General features: G+C 37.6%; 18 protein-coding genes. 11 read left to right on the forward strand and 7 right to left on the reverse strand.

What is annotated here, in order from left to right:
- Positions 1 to 12: 12 nt before the first annotated feature.
- From purC to ASG01_RS01830, 4 genes are all read right to left on the reverse strand, one after another.
- Positions 13 to 735, reverse strand: coding sequence for a phosphoribosylaminoimidazolesuccinocarboxamide synthase (gene purC, locus ASG01_RS01815; protein ID WP_055862047.1), 723 nt, complete (start codon positions 733 to 735; stop codon positions 13 to 15).
- A 55-nt stretch (positions 736 to 790) separates the two neighbouring features.
- Entirely contained in the window at positions 791 to 1,486 is a 696-nt protein-coding gene (locus ASG01_RS01820) for a DUF3307 domain-containing protein (RefSeq protein WP_055859070.1), read from the reverse strand.
- Positions 1,487 to 1,493: 7 nt separating this feature from the next.
- Complete coding sequence (locus tag ASG01_RS01825; RefSeq protein WP_055859073.1) at positions 1,494 to 2,099, reverse strand: SatD family protein; 606 nt, start codon at positions 2,097 to 2,099, stop codon at positions 1,494 to 1,496.
- A gap of 87 nt (positions 2,100 to 2,186) precedes the next feature.
- Positions 2,187 to 4,082: an endonuclease gene (locus ASG01_RS01830; protein WP_055859076.1), complete on the reverse strand. Its 1,896-nt coding sequence runs from the start codon at positions 4,080 to 4,082 to the stop codon at positions 2,187 to 2,189.
- Positions 4,083 to 4,272: 190 nt separating this feature from the next.
- Here ASG01_RS01830 and ASG01_RS01835 point away from each other — a divergent pair, with 190 nt between their 5' ends.
- The 11 genes from ASG01_RS01835 (at position 4,273) to ASG01_RS01880 (ending at position 13,262) form a co-directional block, all read left to right on the forward strand.
- The gene (locus ASG01_RS01835; protein ID WP_055859079.1) at positions 4,273 to 5,412 is read left to right on the forward strand and encodes an acyl-CoA dehydrogenase family protein; all 1,140 of its coding nucleotides are present in this window, start codon (positions 4,273 to 4,275) and stop codon (positions 5,410 to 5,412) included.
- A 137-nt stretch (positions 5,413 to 5,549) separates the two neighbouring features.
- Positions 5,550 to 6,017 (forward strand): nucleoside triphosphate pyrophosphohydrolase family protein, encoded by a 468-nt coding sequence (locus ASG01_RS01840; protein WP_055859082.1) that lies wholly within the window; start codon positions 5,550 to 5,552, stop codon positions 6,015 to 6,017.
- A 1-nt stretch (position 6,018) separates the two neighbouring features.
- Positions 6,019 to 6,585 (forward strand): thioredoxin family protein, encoded by a 567-nt coding sequence (locus tag ASG01_RS01845; RefSeq protein WP_055859085.1) that lies wholly within the window; start codon positions 6,019 to 6,021, stop codon positions 6,583 to 6,585.
- 2 nt (positions 6,586 to 6,587) lie between these two features.
- Positions 6,588 to 7,199, forward strand: a complete 612-nt coding sequence (locus ASG01_RS01850) for a DUF4230 domain-containing protein (protein ID WP_055859088.1) — start codon at positions 6,588 to 6,590, stop codon at positions 7,197 to 7,199.
- 3 nt (positions 7,200 to 7,202) lie between these two features.
- Entirely contained in the window at positions 7,203 to 7,379 is a 177-nt protein-coding gene (locus ASG01_RS16080; protein WP_185097212.1) for a hypothetical protein, read from the forward strand.
- Between the two features lie 133 nt (positions 7,380 to 7,512).
- Positions 7,513 to 9,441, forward strand: coding sequence for a threonine--tRNA ligase (gene thrS / locus ASG01_RS01855; protein WP_055859091.1), 1,929 nt, complete (start codon positions 7,513 to 7,515; stop codon positions 9,439 to 9,441).
- Between the two features lie 142 nt (positions 9,442 to 9,583).
- A complete protein-coding gene (gene infC, locus ASG01_RS01860; protein ID WP_055859094.1) occupies positions 9,584 to 10,084 on the forward strand; it encodes a translation initiation factor IF-3 in 501 nt (166 codons plus the stop codon).
- A 316-nt stretch (positions 10,085 to 10,400) separates the two neighbouring features.
- Positions 10,401 to 10,598 carry a 50S ribosomal protein L35 gene (rpmI, locus tag ASG01_RS01865; protein ID WP_055859098.1) on the forward strand — a complete coding sequence of 66 codons (198 nt, stop codon included), beginning with the start codon at positions 10,401 to 10,403 and terminating at the stop codon, positions 10,596 to 10,598.
- A 121-nt stretch (positions 10,599 to 10,719) separates the two neighbouring features.
- Entirely contained in the window at positions 10,720 to 11,064 is a 345-nt protein-coding gene (gene rplT, locus ASG01_RS01870) for a 50S ribosomal protein L20 (protein WP_055859101.1), read from the forward strand.
- 105 nt (positions 11,065 to 11,169) lie between these two features.
- Positions 11,170 to 12,345, forward strand: a complete 1,176-nt coding sequence (locus ASG01_RS01875; RefSeq protein ID WP_055859104.1) for a M28 family peptidase — start codon at positions 11,170 to 11,172, stop codon at positions 12,343 to 12,345.
- An 8-nt stretch (positions 12,346 to 12,353) separates the two neighbouring features.
- Complete coding sequence (locus ASG01_RS01880) at positions 12,354 to 13,262, forward strand: M28 family metallopeptidase (protein ID WP_055859106.1); 909 nt, start codon at positions 12,354 to 12,356, stop codon at positions 13,260 to 13,262.
- Between the two features lie 35 nt (positions 13,263 to 13,297).
- Here the strand turns inward: ASG01_RS01880 and hisIE are convergent, their stop codons facing one another.
- Genes hisIE through hisA form a run of 3 tightly spaced genes read right to left on the reverse strand, consistent with a single transcriptional unit; the run spans position 13,298 to position 15,349 of the window.
- Positions 13,298 to 13,885 carry a bifunctional phosphoribosyl-AMP cyclohydrolase/phosphoribosyl-ATP diphosphatase HisIE gene (gene hisIE, locus ASG01_RS01885; protein ID WP_055859109.1) on the reverse strand — a complete coding sequence of 196 codons (588 nt, stop codon included), beginning with the start codon at positions 13,883 to 13,885 and terminating at the stop codon, positions 13,298 to 13,300.
- Complete coding sequence (gene hisF, locus ASG01_RS01890) at positions 13,879 to 14,634, reverse strand: imidazole glycerol phosphate synthase subunit HisF (RefSeq protein WP_055859113.1); 756 nt, start codon at positions 14,632 to 14,634, stop codon at positions 13,879 to 13,881. The genes hisIE and hisF overlap by 7 nt, the downstream gene beginning before the upstream one ends.
- Positions 14,627 to 15,349, reverse strand: coding sequence for a 1-(5-phosphoribosyl)-5-[(5-phosphoribosylamino)methylideneamino]imidazole-4-carboxamide isomerase (gene hisA / locus ASG01_RS01895; RefSeq protein WP_055859115.1), 723 nt, complete (start codon positions 15,347 to 15,349; stop codon positions 14,627 to 14,629). The genes hisF and hisA overlap by 8 nt, the downstream gene beginning before the upstream one ends.

The following is a 15,349-nucleotide window of genomic DNA, read 5'->3' on the forward strand; positions in this document are numbered from 1 at the left end:
TGAGTTCTTAAATTATTTATTTAAAACCTTTTTCAGACGGTTGTAAATCTCCACGTAGGCTTCTGTCACCTCGCCAAGATCCCTTCTGAAACGGTCTTTGTCCAGTTTTTTCATCGTGTCTTTGTCCCAAAGTCTACACGTATCAGGTGAAATTTCATCAGCTAAAATAATTTCTCCATCTGCTGTTTTTCCCAGTTCGATTTTAAAATCAACCAAGATTATATTCATCTGATCAAAAAGATCGATCAGGATTTTATTGATTTCATCCGTCAAAGCATACATTTCCTGAAGCTCTTCATACGTCGCTGCTCCCAGGAATACTGCGTGGTGATCATTAATCAACGGATCTCCCAACTCATCCTTTTTGTAGCAGATATCAAAAATCGTAACCGGAGATTTGATGCCTTCTTCTACGCCAAGACGCTGAGCCATGCTTCCTGCAGAGTAATTTCTCACGACCATTTCCAGAGGAATAATGTCTACTTTTTTTACTAGCTGCTCTCTTTCGTCAATTTTATTAATGAAATGTGTCTTTACTCCTTTTTCGTTCAAATATTCGAAAATAAGGGTTGTGATGGCGTTATTCATCTCTCCTTTCAAATCTACAGAACCTCTTTTCTGCGCATTGAAAGCCGTTGCATCGTCCTTAAAACGTACCACAACTTCTTCAGGATGATCGGTTGCAAAAACTTGTTTTGCTTTCCCTTCGTACAACATTTCTTTTTTCTGACTCATAATTTTTACTTTTTTTAAAGACATTTTTACTGTCTGAAGATTTATTTATTAGATTTTATTTAATTAAAATTCCAGCAAAAACAGCGAATCCAAAACTAAGCAAAGTTCCTATCAGAACATATTCTGTAAGCTTTCTCTGTTTTGCCTGCGCCAAATCGCTGAATCTGAAAACCGATTTCGCTGCGACCATAAATCCCACTCCTTCCCAGTGATTGACTGCGATAAACGTGAAAACCATTAAACGCTCAAGGATACCAATATATTTTCCGGCATCAGTAAGCGATTCTGTTTGAACCGAGTTCTCATCCTGTGGAATCGGGCTCCAGGATGATAACAATATTTTGATAAAGATAGAAGCGGGCGTTGTAAGAAAAACAACTGCAGCCAGCATTTTAAAATTTCCTGTAGTAAAATAAGAAGTAAAATCTGGTTTTTCAATTAAAAAACTTAACCCGATGATCACTACAAAATGCAACAATTGATCAATAAAAAACCAGTTTTTCTTAGTCGAAGAAGTTTGAAAACTAAGTTTGCACGCATCAATAATAAAATGCGAAAATGCAACCACACAAGCAATCCACCAGAAATCAAAATTCCAGAGAAAAATTAAATTTAAGACAAGATGAATGATGATATGGAAATACAGATACTTACTTTTCAGCTTTTTAGTCTCTTTATCTGCGACCCATGACTGCGGCTGAAGAACAAAATCTCCGATCAGATGCGCAAGTATGAGAGGTAAAAATATCATCCTGTAATTATAGCTGTGAGATTTTTTTTCTGAAATACTGGTCGGTTTCTACAATCAGATCGTAGCTGGCGCGCTTCAGGCGCTGACTCACCGACGACTGAGAAATATTGAATTTTTTTGCCAGATTTTCCTGCGTTTTTTCTTCATTGGTGAGCATCTCAAAAACAATTTCTGAAGTGGCTACAGACCAGCGGTCAAATTCTTTGGAAGCCCATTTCAGGACAATATTCAGATCTCGGTCCGTACTTTCGTTAAGCGTTTTTACTGCGATTGTGCAGCCGTTTGCTTTCAGATCATCAAGCAGTCTTCCTGAGTTGATGTAAGCTGTCCCGTTGGATTCTGTGATTTTTTCTGAAGAATAATTTTCGTCACCAATACCGATGGCAAGGCGTACGTCGAGGTTTTCCTGTGTTTTGAGGAGCGATTTAATAGCGAGGGCATGCGAAAAAACTTCGTTGATATTGCACTTGATCTGAAACTCGTCTCCGCGGTAAATTTCCCAGGTTTGTGGCGAAGTTCCCCACGTGCTGAGCAGATTTTTTAGCTTAGTAATCCAGACTTTGGTGTCTGCAGATTCAGAATTAATAATATCACCCGTGATGACCGCTATCATTCTGCAAATATAAGGATAATAACTTACAAATAAAATATGCAGAAACGAATTGTAAGATCAATTTTAAATGATAAAATTCTTCCTTTTTTATATTTTAATAAATTTAAAACTTGATCCGTCAACTTTTAAAATATAGTCTCCAGGAGAAAGATCAGAAACATTAATCTGTAAATTTTTAACCTTTTTTTCATTAAAACTTTTTAATACTCTTCCTGAAAAATCTAGAATTTCAATTTTGCCCAAATTATTTTCTGCCTGAATATTTAAAACGTCATGAACCGGATTTGGATAAATTTTTAATGAACTGTCAGAATTACCGATATTTTCTACTGCCAGCGAACCTGCATTCTGGCAGAAATTTACCGGATAAGAATCCCATTCTGTCAGCGAAAAAGTTGATGATGGTTGGGTAACTGTATTTTTGCGATAAAGACTGACATCTGCATTGGTATTGCTAACGAATTTACTTCCGATCACATCGACCGCAATGGTTTTATTATATGCAAGCTCTACGTATTGTGTTCCGGAAAAAATCATCGGGTCAGAAGCCGTGACAAATTTAGAAGTAGAATTTGTGTAACATGCCAATGCAGAATTCGGATTTAAAATCACAAAAGATTCGTTGTTTTCGATGCTGCCTTCGAGTTCGTACGTATTGCCGTTGTAAAAACTTCCGGAAGTTGTGTTTTGAAACTGAATATTCAGTCTGTAATTATTAAGATTAACCGCGTGACCGGTTTTATTGGTGATTTCTATGGCTTTGTTGAAACCAGTTCCTTCAATATATTTTGTGATCATCAGATCTTTTGCAAAATTCCCAGATGCGGTAGTCGCAACTGTGATTTCCTGATTAGAAACCGATTCCAGATAAGCTTTATCGAAAGCTTTTACGGCAAAGGTATAATTTGTTCCAGGCAAAAGATGATCGATCGTCACAGAATTATTTTTTGTAACCGCACTCGGCGTTGTAGAACCGTTTACATAAATTCGGTATCCTAAGACATCGCTGCTTATACTTGCACTCCACTGCAAATTCACAAAATAAGCGCCTTGCTGTGTTGAAACTAAAGAAGTTGGTGCATCGGGAGCGATATTATCAGGGGTTTCAGACCAGATTATATTAATCCATTCCGGATGATCAACGAAAGGATTTCTGTTTTTCTGAAGATTGTAGACTGCATTATTTCGGTCTATCTCTCTCTGCGAAACCGGATCGAGCGTGTTCCATTGTTTCAGCATAGCGATATAATTTAAATCCACCGCGCGCTCTTCGGTTCCGTCAAGCGGACACTGATCGGTCGCCGGAGTTATGGTACTTGAAGTTGTATATGCTGTATTAAAGGAAGAAAGTTTTCCCTGATAACGAACGGCAAAATAAAGCAGCGTACGCGCAACATCACCTTTAAATTCATCAATCGGTTCATACACTCTGCCGAGGTACGGATAATTCGGGATCGCCGCATTTCCAATTTTTGAACCGTTGGTAAAAGTGTAATAAATTGTAGAACCAGCGACTCCGTAAGGATAATTGTTGCGAAGCGTATTGATTCTCGCATCCGCGGGAATGATAAAGTGTAGATCTGAATACATGGGATAATCACTGATCGCGGAACTTGTGCTGAAAGTACTTTGCGGCATCATGTGCTCGCGGTTGTAGCCCAAACCTTCTGCTCCTGCGCCAGCAATCAAATTTGCAGAAGTATATTCGTACGCATCAGGCCCTGTTGGAATTTCAGAATAAATATCAAGCAGAAATGTCGTGTTTGAAACGCCGTGATCATAATATTTATCCAAATCGGTTTGATTATAAAAATTCGGAAGATCGCCATAATTCCAGTTGATATTTTTCGCAGCAATAATCTGATGTACTTTTTCTTTTAAAGCATAGCCTGAAAGCCCTGAAGTTCCGTCATAATATCCTGTAGGAATCTGAGCATTTGCAATTGCAGAAGCGAAAACGGCAGAGAGTAGATATTTTTTCATACTGAATTTGTGTAATACAAAGCTAAGAATAACGGCGTATCTGCATTTCATTTTATATTAAAAAATGGTTAAATGAATGCTCTGCTCAGTTTCATAAACGTACAACTGCAAAATGATTATCGGTTTTTTATATTTTATTTCCGTTTTTCTGTAAATTGATTATCTTTACAGCTTAACTATAATATTCCTTATGAACACTGAAACGGTTGATAATATTAAGATGATTGCAGAGACGGCGCGCGAGTTTGCTGAAAAAAATATCAGACCAAACATTATGGATTGGGATGAGAGCCAGACCTTCCCGAAAGAGCTTTTTCATCAGCTTGGTGAGATGGGTTTTATGGGCATTGTCGTTCCTGAGCAGTATGGCGGCTCTGGTCTTGGTTATCATGAATATGTGACGATTCTAGACGAGATTTCACAGGTAGATCCTTCAATCGGGCTTTCTTTAGCAGCACACAATTCACTATGTACCAATCATATTTATGAATTTGCAAATGAAGAGCAAAGACAGAGATGGCTTCCACAACTGGCTTCAGGTCAGGTAATCGGTGCGTGGGGTTTGACTGAGCATAATACAGGTTCAGATTCAGGCGGAATGTCTACAACTGCGGTGAAAGACGGCGATGAGTGGATTATTAACGGAGCAAAAAACTTCATCACGCATGCAATTTCTGGTGACATTGCAGTCGTAATGACTAGAACTGGAGAAATCGGTGCTAAAAATAATTCTACAGCTTTTGTTTTAGAAAAAGGAATGGCTGGTTTTACGTCAGGCAAAAAAGAAAATAAGCTTGGAATGAGAGCTTCAGAAACTGCCGAATTAATTTTTGATAACGTTCGTGTTTCAGATGCAAACCGTTTGGGCGAAGTAGGAGAAGGTTTCAAGCAGGCCATGAAAATTCTTGACGGCGGTAGAATTTCTATTGCTGCATTGAGTTTAGGAATTGCAAAAGGTGCCTACAAAGCAGCTTTGAAATATGCGAAAGAAAGAAAACAGTTCGGAAAATCGATTGCAGATTTCCAGGCGATCAACTTTATGTTGGCAGATATGGCAACTGAAATTGACGCTGCAGAGTTATTGATTCAGAGAGCTTCTACACTGAAAAACGCGAAGCAGAAAATGACAAAAGAAGGTGCAATGGCAAAATTGTACGCTTCTGAAGCTTGTGTAAGAATTGCAAACAATGCAGTTCAGATTTTCGGTGGTTATGGTTACACGAAAGATTTCCCTGCTGAAAAATATTACAGAGATTCGAAATTGTGTACCATTGGTGAAGGAACTTCAGAAATCCAGAGACTGGTAATCGGAAGAGATATTACTAAATAATTTTCCTCTTAAAAAATATTAAAAACGCATTTCGGTGCGTTTTTTTTCGTTTTAAAAATATTGCATTCGAAATTCAAAAACGCTATTGTTTTTCTTTTCTGTCATCAATCGTTATATTTGCTTAAATTTAAGATTTCATGGAAAAAATAGACAGCCTCAATCAGGTCGCAGAATTTCACACAACATTTAAAGCACCAATTTTAGATACGCCACAAATTCCTTCTCCTGAAAGATGCAGTTTGCGAGTGGAGCTTTTGCAGGAAGAACTGAACGAACTGAAGCAGGCGATTGAAGATAAAAATTTAACCGAAATCGCAGATGCGCTTTGTGACTTGCAATATGTTTTGAGCGGCGCTGTTTTAGAATTTGGTTTAGGCGAAAAATTTGTGACACTTTTTAATGAGGTACAGCGTTCAAATATGTCTAAAGCCTGTGATAATGAAGAACAGGCGGCAGAAACTGTGAAATTTTATGATGAAAAAGGCGTGGAATCTTTCTACGAAAAATCTGGTGAAAAATATAATGTATACAGAAAAGCAGACCACAAAGTTTTGAAAAATAAGTACTACTCGCCTGCCGATTTGAAAACTATTTTAGAAAATTAGAATGAAAAATATATTTAAAAAAGCTGCTACAGCATCGCTGATCATATTGTCAGTTGCAAACTTTATGGCACAGAAAACTGTTGTCAACAGAGAAGTTGAAAGCACCGAAGACGGAAAAATGCTTCTCGGCCATCAGCTCGCCGATCAGTTTTTGAAAGAGCCTTACGCAAACTGGTACGTAAAAGAACACGACGATTATGCTTTGGATATGAAAGCAATCGAACAGCTTAAAAAAGCAAAACTCTTCACGTACAAACTGACAGTTTTCATGGGAACGTGGTGCGAAGACAGTCACCGTGATTTTCCGCGTTTTATGAAGATTTTGGAAGCCATTAATTATCCGATGGATAATCTGACAATCATCGCAGTAAACCGAAAAAAAGAATCTCCGACGGGCGATGAAGTGCGTTATAACGTGCATAAAGTACCTACGATGATCGTTGAAAAATATGGCAAGGAAATTGGTAGAATCATAGAAATGCCGACTACCGGCTACATTGAGCGAGATCTTGTAGACATTTTAAAGAAAGATGACAGCTCGGTAATTAAAGAAATATTTAAAAAATAGACTTGAAAAACGCAAAAGGATTATTAGGTTTTTTGTTCGGAATTATTCTGATGATAACTGTATTTTTCAGTTTCAGATCGTGTTTCGATTTTAAAATAAATGAGAAAACAGAAAGCACAGATTATTACATTCTCACCAACCAGATTTCTAAACTGAATAAAATGGTGGTTTTGGAACAGGATCTTTCAGCAATGCAGAAAACCAAAATCGCTTATAAAGTTTTTGGAAGTGAGGTTTCTAGTACGAACATTATAACTTTTACAAAAACCAATGCACAGGTTTCGTACGATTTAAATAAGATGAAAATAGATGTTGATACTATCAACAAAAAACTCATCATTCGCGAACTTCCCAATCCAGTAATAAAAGTTACACCAAGCGTAGAAATTCAGGCCATGGATGATTCTTTTATCAATAGAATCTCTGAAAAAGATATAAAAAATGCTACTCAGCGGGCAAAAAATGCAGGAATAAAATCAGTGAATCAGGATAAACTGAAAACAGAAGGAAAGCAGCAACTGATGACGAATCTAAACTCAATATTTGTTTTGGCAAAAGCTTTGAAGTACGAGATTGTAGATAACACGGGAACTTTGGGAATTTTAAAATTATAGATTATGAGCGAAGATAAAAATCAGAATGAATCTGCTAACAACGCAGAAACGAAAAAGCAGAATGAAGATTTCCGGGACGTGCCGGCATCTTCTGAAAAACAAAATCCACCAGATATCGATAAAAAAGATGTACAGAAATCATCCGAAAACAAATCCGGAAAAACAGATAACACCAAGTAATTTTTACTTGGTTTTTTTTGTGCTTACATAATTTATTTAATTGCTTTAAAACCCTTTTTAACATTAAACAAACCGTATTTTCGAAAACCAGATAAAATGCGTATTTTTGCATCTTAAATTTTGGTACTCAACAATGATAAAAATTACACTTCCAGACAACAGCGTCAGAGAATTTGAAGGAGCTACTACTCCTTTGGATGTGGCAAAATCTATAAGCGAGGGATTGGCCAGAAATACCATTTCCGCAGTCTTAAACGGCACACAGGTTGAAACAACCACGCCGATTACAGCAGATGCCACCGTACAGCTATTGACCTGGAATGATGATCTTGGTAAAAAAGCCTTCTGGCACTCTTCTGCTCATCTTTTGGCGCAGGCGATTTTAGAGTTTTATCCGGATGCTAAGCTGACTATCGGTCCTGCAATTGAGAGTGGTTTTTATTATGATGTAGATTTTGGTACTGAATCGTTATCTGAAAAAGACTTCGAAAAAATCGAGAAAAAGGTTTTGGAGAATGCTAAAAAAGGTTCGATTTTTTCGCTGTATTCCGTTTCTAAGGATGAAGCTTTAAAAACTTATGCTGACAATCCGTATAAGGTAGAATTGATTTCAAATTTAAACGATGGCGAAATCACTTTTGTGACGCACGATAACTTTACAGATCTTTGTCGCGGCGGCCATATTCCTAATACTTCAATCGTAAAAGCTTTTAAAGTTCTCAATGCAGCAGGCGCTTACTGGAGAGGAAACGAGAAAAACCCTCAACTGACAAGAGTTTATGGAATTTCTTTTCCGAAGCAAAAAGAACTGACAGAATATCTTGAATTGCTTGAAGAAGCAAAAAGAAGAGATCACAGAAAATTAGGTAAAGAATTAGGCATTTTTGCTTTCTCAGAAAAAGTGGGTGCCGGATTGCCACTTTGGCTTCCAAAGGGTACCGCTTTAAGAAAAAAACTTGAAAATTTCCTGTCTGATGCTCAAAAGAAAGGAGGTTATGAATTTGTAATGACACCGCACATTGGTGCTAAAGAATTATATGTGACGTCTGGTCACTGGGACAAATATGGTGCAGACAGTTTTCAGCCGATAAAAACCCCGAATGAAGGGGAAGAATTTATGCTGAAACCGATGAACTGCCCGCATCACTGTGAAATTTATAAAACTTCGCAATGGAGTTACCGTGATTTGCCTAAAAGATATGCTGAATTTGGTACGGTTTACCGCTACGAACAAAGCGGCGAACTTCACGGTTTGACACGGGTTCGCGGATTTACTCAGGATGATGCGCATTTATTCTGTACGCCGGATCAGCTGATGGATGAATTTAAAAAGACGATCGATCTTGTATTGTATGTTTTCGGATCATTAGGTTTTGGAGATTTTACAGCGCAGATTTCTCTGAGAGATCCTGATAATAAAGAAAAATACATCGGCACAGATGAAAACTGGGAAAAAGCTGAAAATGCAATTGTAACTGCAGCCAAAGAAAAAGGTTTGAACACCATTACAGAATACGGTGAAGCGGCTTTCTATGGTCCGAAACTCGATTTCATGGTAAAAGATGCATTAGGCAGAAAATGGCAGTTAGGAACTATTCAGGTGGATTATAATTTGCCGGAAAGATTCGACTTAACATACATCGGAAGCGATAATGAAAAACACAGGCCGGTGATGATTCACAGAGCACCTTTTGGTTCAATGGAACGCTTCATCGCTATTTTGCTCGAAAATACTGCAGGTGATTTCCCACTTTGGCTGGCACCGGATCAGTTTACGATTTTGCCGATCAGTGAAAAATATGTGGATTATGCTAAAAAAGTTTCACAAGTTTTAGAAAATCACGATATTAGCGGATTGATAGACGACAGGAACGAAAAAACAGGCAAAAAAATCCGTGATGCTGAGTTGAAGAAAATTCCTTTCATGATTGTGGTAGGAGAAAATGAGGAAAATGATGGCACAATTTCTGTACGCAGACGTGGAGAAGGCGATTTAGGCGCCATGAGTCTTGAGGATTTTATTTCTTATTTTAAGAAAGAGTCTGCAATAGAAAAGATTTAAAGAGTAAAATTAAGATCAGGATTGAATCATAGTTTGATTTTTAATCTTCAGTAAGTGATATTAACCAATAAAATATAAAGCGATAGCACAAAGATTTAACAACAGAGGCCCACAAAGACGTCCTGTACAAGAGGATGCACACATGATCAATGAGAAGATTCGTGTAAGAGAACTTCGTTTGGTGGGCGATAACGTAGAACCGGGAATCTTTCCGATCGATAAAGCAAGACAGATTGCAAAAGAGCAGGAATTGGATTTGGTGGTAATTTCAGATAAAGCTGAACCTTTTATCGCAAGAATTTTAGATTATAAAAAATTCTTGTACGAGCAAAAGAAAAAAACAAAGGAGCTTAAAGCTAAGCAGATAAAAGTGGTTGTGAAAGAGATCCGTTTTGGGCCTCAGACTGACGAACACGATTATGAGTTTAAGAAAAAGCATGCTGAGAAGTTTTTGGAAGAAGGGTCTAAACTGAAAACCTACGTGTTTTTTAAAGGTCGTTCGATCATCTTTAAAGATCAGGGAGAAATTTTACTTCTTAAACTTGCTCAGGAACTGGAGCATGTTGGAAAAGTAGATCAGCTTCCTAAACTTGAAGGAAAGCGGATGATTATGATGATGAGCCCAAAAAAATCGGTTAAATAAGTTCAGAGAAACCATCTGAAAGTTTATTTTTCGGATGTTGACATAGACAAAAGAGATTTTCTTATGAAAGTCTCTTTTTGTATGATAATTTTCAGTAATTTTGCAACCGCAATTATTGCGTGAGGGATCGTAATAAAAAGCCCGCAGCAGCGATGGAAACAGCGCGGCGCGAGGACTTGTAATGAAGAGCCCGACCTGAGTGAGGAATGAAGTGAAGCGGAATGAGCGAGCAAGGGATACGCCCAAAAAAGTTATGAGTCGAAAACTTTTAGCTGAGAATTAATGATATTGATAACAAAACATAAAAAGCAAGACAATGCCAAAATTAAAAACGAAATCTGGTGCTAAGAAGCGTTTTGCTCTTACCGGAACAGGAAAGATCAAAAGAAAGAATGCTTATAAAAGCCACATCTTGACGAAAAAAGAAACGAAGCAGAAGAGAAATCTTACGACGACTTCTTACGTTGCGAAAGTGGACGAAAAAGGTGTTAAACGTCAATTAGCACTCCGTTAGTTTTTATAAATCTTTTTCGGTTTATAGGAATTCACAAAAAATTCAACAATTTAACCCTGATATGGAGCAGCTAAGTGCAATGAAACAGGTTGCCGCACATCTCAAAAAAACAATTTAAATTATGCCAAGATCAGTAAACTCCGTAGCTTCCAGAGCACGTAGAAAAAAACTTATGAAACAAGCCAAAGGTTTCTTCGGAAGAAGAAAGAACGTTTGGACTGTTGCTAAAAACGCGGTACAAAAAGCAATGCAATATGCTTACCGTGGTAGAAAAGAGAAAAAGAGAAACTTCAGATCTCTTTGGATCATGCGTATCAACGCTGGTGCAAGAGAGCACGGAATGTCTTACTCTCAGTTTATGGGAGCTCTAAAAAAGAACAACATTGAGCTGAACAGAAAAGTTCTTGCAGATCTTGCAATGAATTATCCTGAAGCTTTCAAAGCAGTTGTAGATCAAGTAAAATAATGTAAAATTTTGTTATCAATATAAAATCCCGCGCTTTATTGCTCGGGATTTTTTTATTGTATAACTTTGATACCCTAAGATATCATCTAAAATCTTTATCTAAAAGTGAAAAAAATACTTACACTTCTACTCTTTTCCGGAAGTCTTTGCAGCGTTTCGGCGCAAAGTTTTATTCAGGCTTATCAGAACAGAGCCAATCTGGTTACCCAAAGTAATATCACAGGACTGTTGCAGGAATTTGGAAATTTAGGCGTAAAAACCACCGGCAGTGCAGCCAATACAGATGCCCTGAACTGGCTTAAAAATAAATATATAGCGCTTGGCTATACAAACAGTCAGATCACAGAAGATACTTTTACTTTTGCAAGTTCCACTTCGAAAAATCTTATTATTACCAAAACGGGAACTGTTTATCCAAATACTTACGTCATCATCTGTGGTCATTACGACACGATCAACGGGCCGGGCGTGAGTGATAACGGAAGCGGAACTTCGATTTTGCTGGAAGCAGCAAGAATTTTAAAAAATATCCCGACTGAATATTCTATCAAATTTATTCATTTTTCAGGTGAAGAGCAGGGACTTTTGGGGAGCACCCATTATGTGAATAATGTAGTTTTCCAGAATAATATCAGGCAGTTTGATATCCGGTTGGTCATCAATATCGATCAGGTCGGCGGGCAGCTCGGAAATGTAAATAACAACATCAAATGTGAAAGTGACCAGGGCGGACAGGTTGCCACAAACAATGCGCTTTCGCAGACATTTACCAATCAGCTTGCGGTTTGCACAAGTCTCTACTCTCCGCTTCAGACGACGCTTTCCAATGCATTTTCGTCAGATTATGTTCCGTTTGAAAACAAAGGCGACATTATTACCGGTTTTTACGAAACTACAAGAAGTTATAACGAGCATTCACCCAATGATACTTTTGTTAATGTTGATCCGGTTTATGTTTTTAATGTCGGTAAAGCGGCTGTTGGTGCATTGCAGCACTTTGCGGTAGCATCCACACAAAATCTTTCAACTTCTGAAACTTCATCTTCTGAATTATATCAGATTGAAATTTATCCAAATCCTGCAAAAGATGTTTTAAACTTAAAACTTCCGAAAGATGCTAAAGATTTTTCAGTTTCTGTTTCTGATGCAAGTGGGAGAACTATTTTCGGTGTTGAAAACCAAAAAAGCATCGATATTTCCAGTTTAACTGAAGGCGTTTACATTGCCAATATTAATCTTAGAAATCAGACGGTGAGCAGAAAATTTGTTGTAAAAAAATAAAATTAACTTTGAAGAAACTTATAATCACCATTTTTTTCATCTTTTTAGCAAACTCAATTTCTTCTCAGGTCTTCGTGCAGAAATATCAGGGTCGTGTTGATCAGATTTCAAAAGATAACATCACCAAAAATCTACGCGAATTTGAAAAACTGGGTGTCAAAACTACGGGTTCACCAGAAAATGAGAACGCTCTGAAATGGCTTAAAGATAAATATTTAGCTTATGGCTACAGCGACGATCAAATGATGGAAGATCCATTTTCTGTTGGCAGAACTAATTCTAAAAATCTGATTATTACCAAAAAAGGCACTATCTATCCGGACAAATATGTGATTATCTGCGGACATTTCGACAGTATTAATGGTCCGGGAGTAAATGACAATGGAAGTGGTACAACGATTATTCTGGAAGCTGCGCGCATTATGAAAGATATTCCGACGGATTACTCCATTAAATTTATACATTTTTCCGGAGAAGAACAGGGTTTATGGGGAAGCCGACATTATGTAAATGATGTTGTTTTCAATGGAAAAGAACGAAAGATCGATATTAAAATGGTATTCAATCTCGATCAGGTTGGTGGTAAAAAAGGAATGTTCAACGATACGGTTTTCTGCGATGAAGATCAGGGAGGAACTTCTAAAAACAATGCTGCTTCTACGCAGGCAACGAAAGATCTGATGAAATATGTTGCATTTTATTCGCCTTTGAAAGCTGCAGTCGATCCTGCGGAGCATAGCGACTATATTTCTTTCGAAAAGAAAGGCGATGTCATCACCGGATTTTTCGAATATCTACGCAGTGAATTGCCACATACGAAAGACGATACATTTGCTAATACTGATATACAATACATATTCAACATTGGTAAAGCATCGCTCGGCGCACTACAGCACTTTGCCGGAGCTGGCAAGTAATTTAAAAAATAGAAACCTGCATTGCGCAGGTTTTTTTATGCTCTTTCGTGAAGAATTTCTTCAATTTCCTCCAAAGTAAAATTTTTAGCTTTCAATAAAATTAAAAAATGGTAAAGCAAATCTGCCGCTTCATTTTTAAACAGATTCTGATTATTATCTTTTGCTTCAATCACGAGTTCTACAGCTTCCTCTCCTACTTTTTGGGCAACTTTGTTAATGCCCTTTTGATAGAGCGAATACGTGTAAGAATCTGAAATTTTTCCGTCGATTCTTTTGTGGATTTTATCTTCAAGTTCGTACAGATATCCTTTGTTTTCTTTCCCGCCAAAACAGCTGAAACTTCCGGTGTGGCAGACATTTTTTTTTGGAACGGCTTTTATTAGAATCGTGTCTTGGTCGCAATCAACAGCGATATTTTTCACCGTTAAAAAATTCCCGGATTCCTCACCTTTTGTCCACAAGCGGTTTTTTGAACGGCTGTAGAACGTAATAATTTTCTCATCCTGCGTTTTCAGAAATGCTTCTTCATTCATGTATCCAAGCATTAGAACCTGCAGACTTCGGTCGTCCTGAACAATCACAGGAACCAGACCGTCTTTGTTTTTATTAAAATCAATCAGCATCGTACTGCAATATTTTTTGTTAATAATTCTTTCTTTAATTCTGAAATCTTCACTTCACCAAAGTGAAAAATGCTCGCTGCCAAAGCGCCGGTCGCTTTGGTTGCAGTAAAAACTTCCTCAAAATCCATGATAATTCCTGCACCACCAGAGGCAATAACAGGAATATTAACTAAATCTGATACAAGTTTTGTAATGCGAATATCAAATCCCTTCTTCGTTCCGTCGCCATCCATCGAAGTTAACAAAATTTCTCCGGCACCAAGATTTTCTGCTTTTTTCACCCAGTCCAGTGTTTTAATATTGGTGTTTTCTCTTCCGCCTTTTACAAAAACAAAATCTTCATTGTCAATTAATTTAGTATCAACCGCGACAACAACGCACTGACTTCCAAACTCTTTTGCCAGCAGAGAAATAAGCTCAGGATCTTTTACGACGGAAGAATTTATGCTTACCTTATCAGCACCAACTTCCAAAAGTCTCCGCACGTCATCAACGGATGAAATTCCCCCGCCAACAGTGAACGGAATACTGATTTCCCTTGCGATTTTTGAAACAAGATGAGTAAATATTTTCCGGTCGTCTAAAGTTGCTGTAATATCAAGAAAAACCAGCTCGTCTGCGCCTTCAGTTTCATACTTTTTTGCCAGTTCAACGGGATCCCCGGCATTCCTCAAGCCTTCAAAATTTACGCCCTTTACCGTTCTGCCGTCCTTTATATCAAGACACGGTATTATTCTTTTTTTAAGCATTTTCAATAAAATTTTTAAGCTGATCTAAACTTATATTTCCCTCGTAAATCGCTTTCCCAATAATGGTTCCGGCACATCCAATCGATTTCATCTCATAAACATCATCCATACTGGAAATTCCGCCACTTGCAATAAGAGTAACGTCCGTTTGATCTAAAATTTCCCGGTAAAGATCACTTGCAGCTCCGGCAAGCATTCCGTCTTTTGAAATATCGGTGCAGATGACATTTTTAATATTTTTTTTCTGATAAAAGCTGATAAAATCGACAACATCCCAATCACTTTCAGCAAGCCAGCCAGCGGTTTTTATTTTTCTGTTTTCACAGTCGGCTCCGAGAATAATTTTTTCTGAACCAAAAGTTTTAATCAATTCATAGCAGATTACAGGATTTTGCACAGCAAGACTTCCAATGGTGATTTGCGCAGCTCCATATTCAAAAGCCTTTTTCACATCATTTTCAGTTTTAAGTCCGCCACCGAAATCAATTTTTAGTGACGTTTCTTTTGCAATATTTTCAAGAATTTTATGGTTAACAATCTGTTTCGATTTTGCGCCGTCGAGATCCACCAGATGCAGATATTTAATTCCGTAATTTTCAAATTCTTTCGCAACTTCCACCGGATTTTCATGATAAATCTTTTTCGTACCGTAATCTCCTTTTGAAAGTCGCACACATTTTCCGTCTATAATATCTATGGCTGGAATAATTTTCAT

This window comes from Chryseobacterium sp. Leaf180, from assembly GCF_001424585.1.
Classification (GTDB): Bacteria; Bacteroidota; Bacteroidia; order Flavobacteriales; family Weeksellaceae; genus Chryseobacterium.

Coding starts and splice junctions, on each gene's coding strand:
- hisF (WP_055859113.1), bottom strand. CDS start 14,634: ATGCTTAAAAAAAGAATAATACCGTGTCTTGATATAAAGGACGGCAGA.
- rpmI (WP_055859098.1), top strand. CDS start 10,401: ATGCCAAAATTAAAAACGAAATCTGGTGCTAAGAAGCGTTTTGCTCTT.
- ASG01_RS16080 (WP_185097212.1), top strand. CDS start 7,203: ATGAGCGAAGATAAAAATCAGAATGAATCTGCTAACAACGCAGAAACG.
- hisIE (WP_055859109.1), bottom strand. CDS start 13,885: ATGCTGATTGATTTTAATAAAAACAAAGACGGTCTGGTTCCTGTGATT.
- ASG01_RS01835 (WP_055859079.1), top strand. CDS start 4,273: ATGAACACTGAAACGGTTGATAATATTAAGATGATTGCAGAGACGGCG.
- infC (WP_055859094.1), top strand. CDS start 9,584: ATGATCAATGAGAAGATTCGTGTAAGAGAACTTCGTTTGGTGGGCGAT.
- hisA (WP_055859115.1), bottom strand. CDS start 15,349: ATGAAAATTATTCCAGCCATAGATATTATAGACGGAAAATGTGTGCGA.
- ASG01_RS01830 (WP_055859076.1), bottom strand. CDS start 4,082: ATGAAAAAATATCTACTCTCTGCCGTTTTCGCTTCTGCAATTGCAAAT.
- ASG01_RS01840 (WP_055859082.1), top strand. CDS start 5,550: ATGGAAAAAATAGACAGCCTCAATCAGGTCGCAGAATTTCACACAACA.
- ASG01_RS01820 (WP_055859070.1), bottom strand. CDS start 1,486: ATGATATTTTTACCTCTCATACTTGCGCATCTGATCGGAGATTTTGTT.
- ASG01_RS01845 (WP_055859085.1), top strand. CDS start 6,019: ATGAAAAATATATTTAAAAAAGCTGCTACAGCATCGCTGATCATATTG.
- purC (WP_055862047.1), bottom strand. CDS start 735: ATGAGTCAGAAAAAAGAAATGTTGTACGAAGGGAAAGCAAAACAAGTT.
- thrS (WP_055859091.1), top strand. CDS start 7,513: ATGATAAAAATTACACTTCCAGACAACAGCGTCAGAGAATTTGAAGGA.
- ASG01_RS01825 (WP_055859073.1), bottom strand. CDS start 2,099: ATGATAGCGGTCATCACGGGTGATATTATTAATTCTGAATCTGCAGAC.
- rplT (WP_055859101.1), top strand. CDS start 10,720: ATGCCAAGATCAGTAAACTCCGTAGCTTCCAGAGCACGTAGAAAAAAA.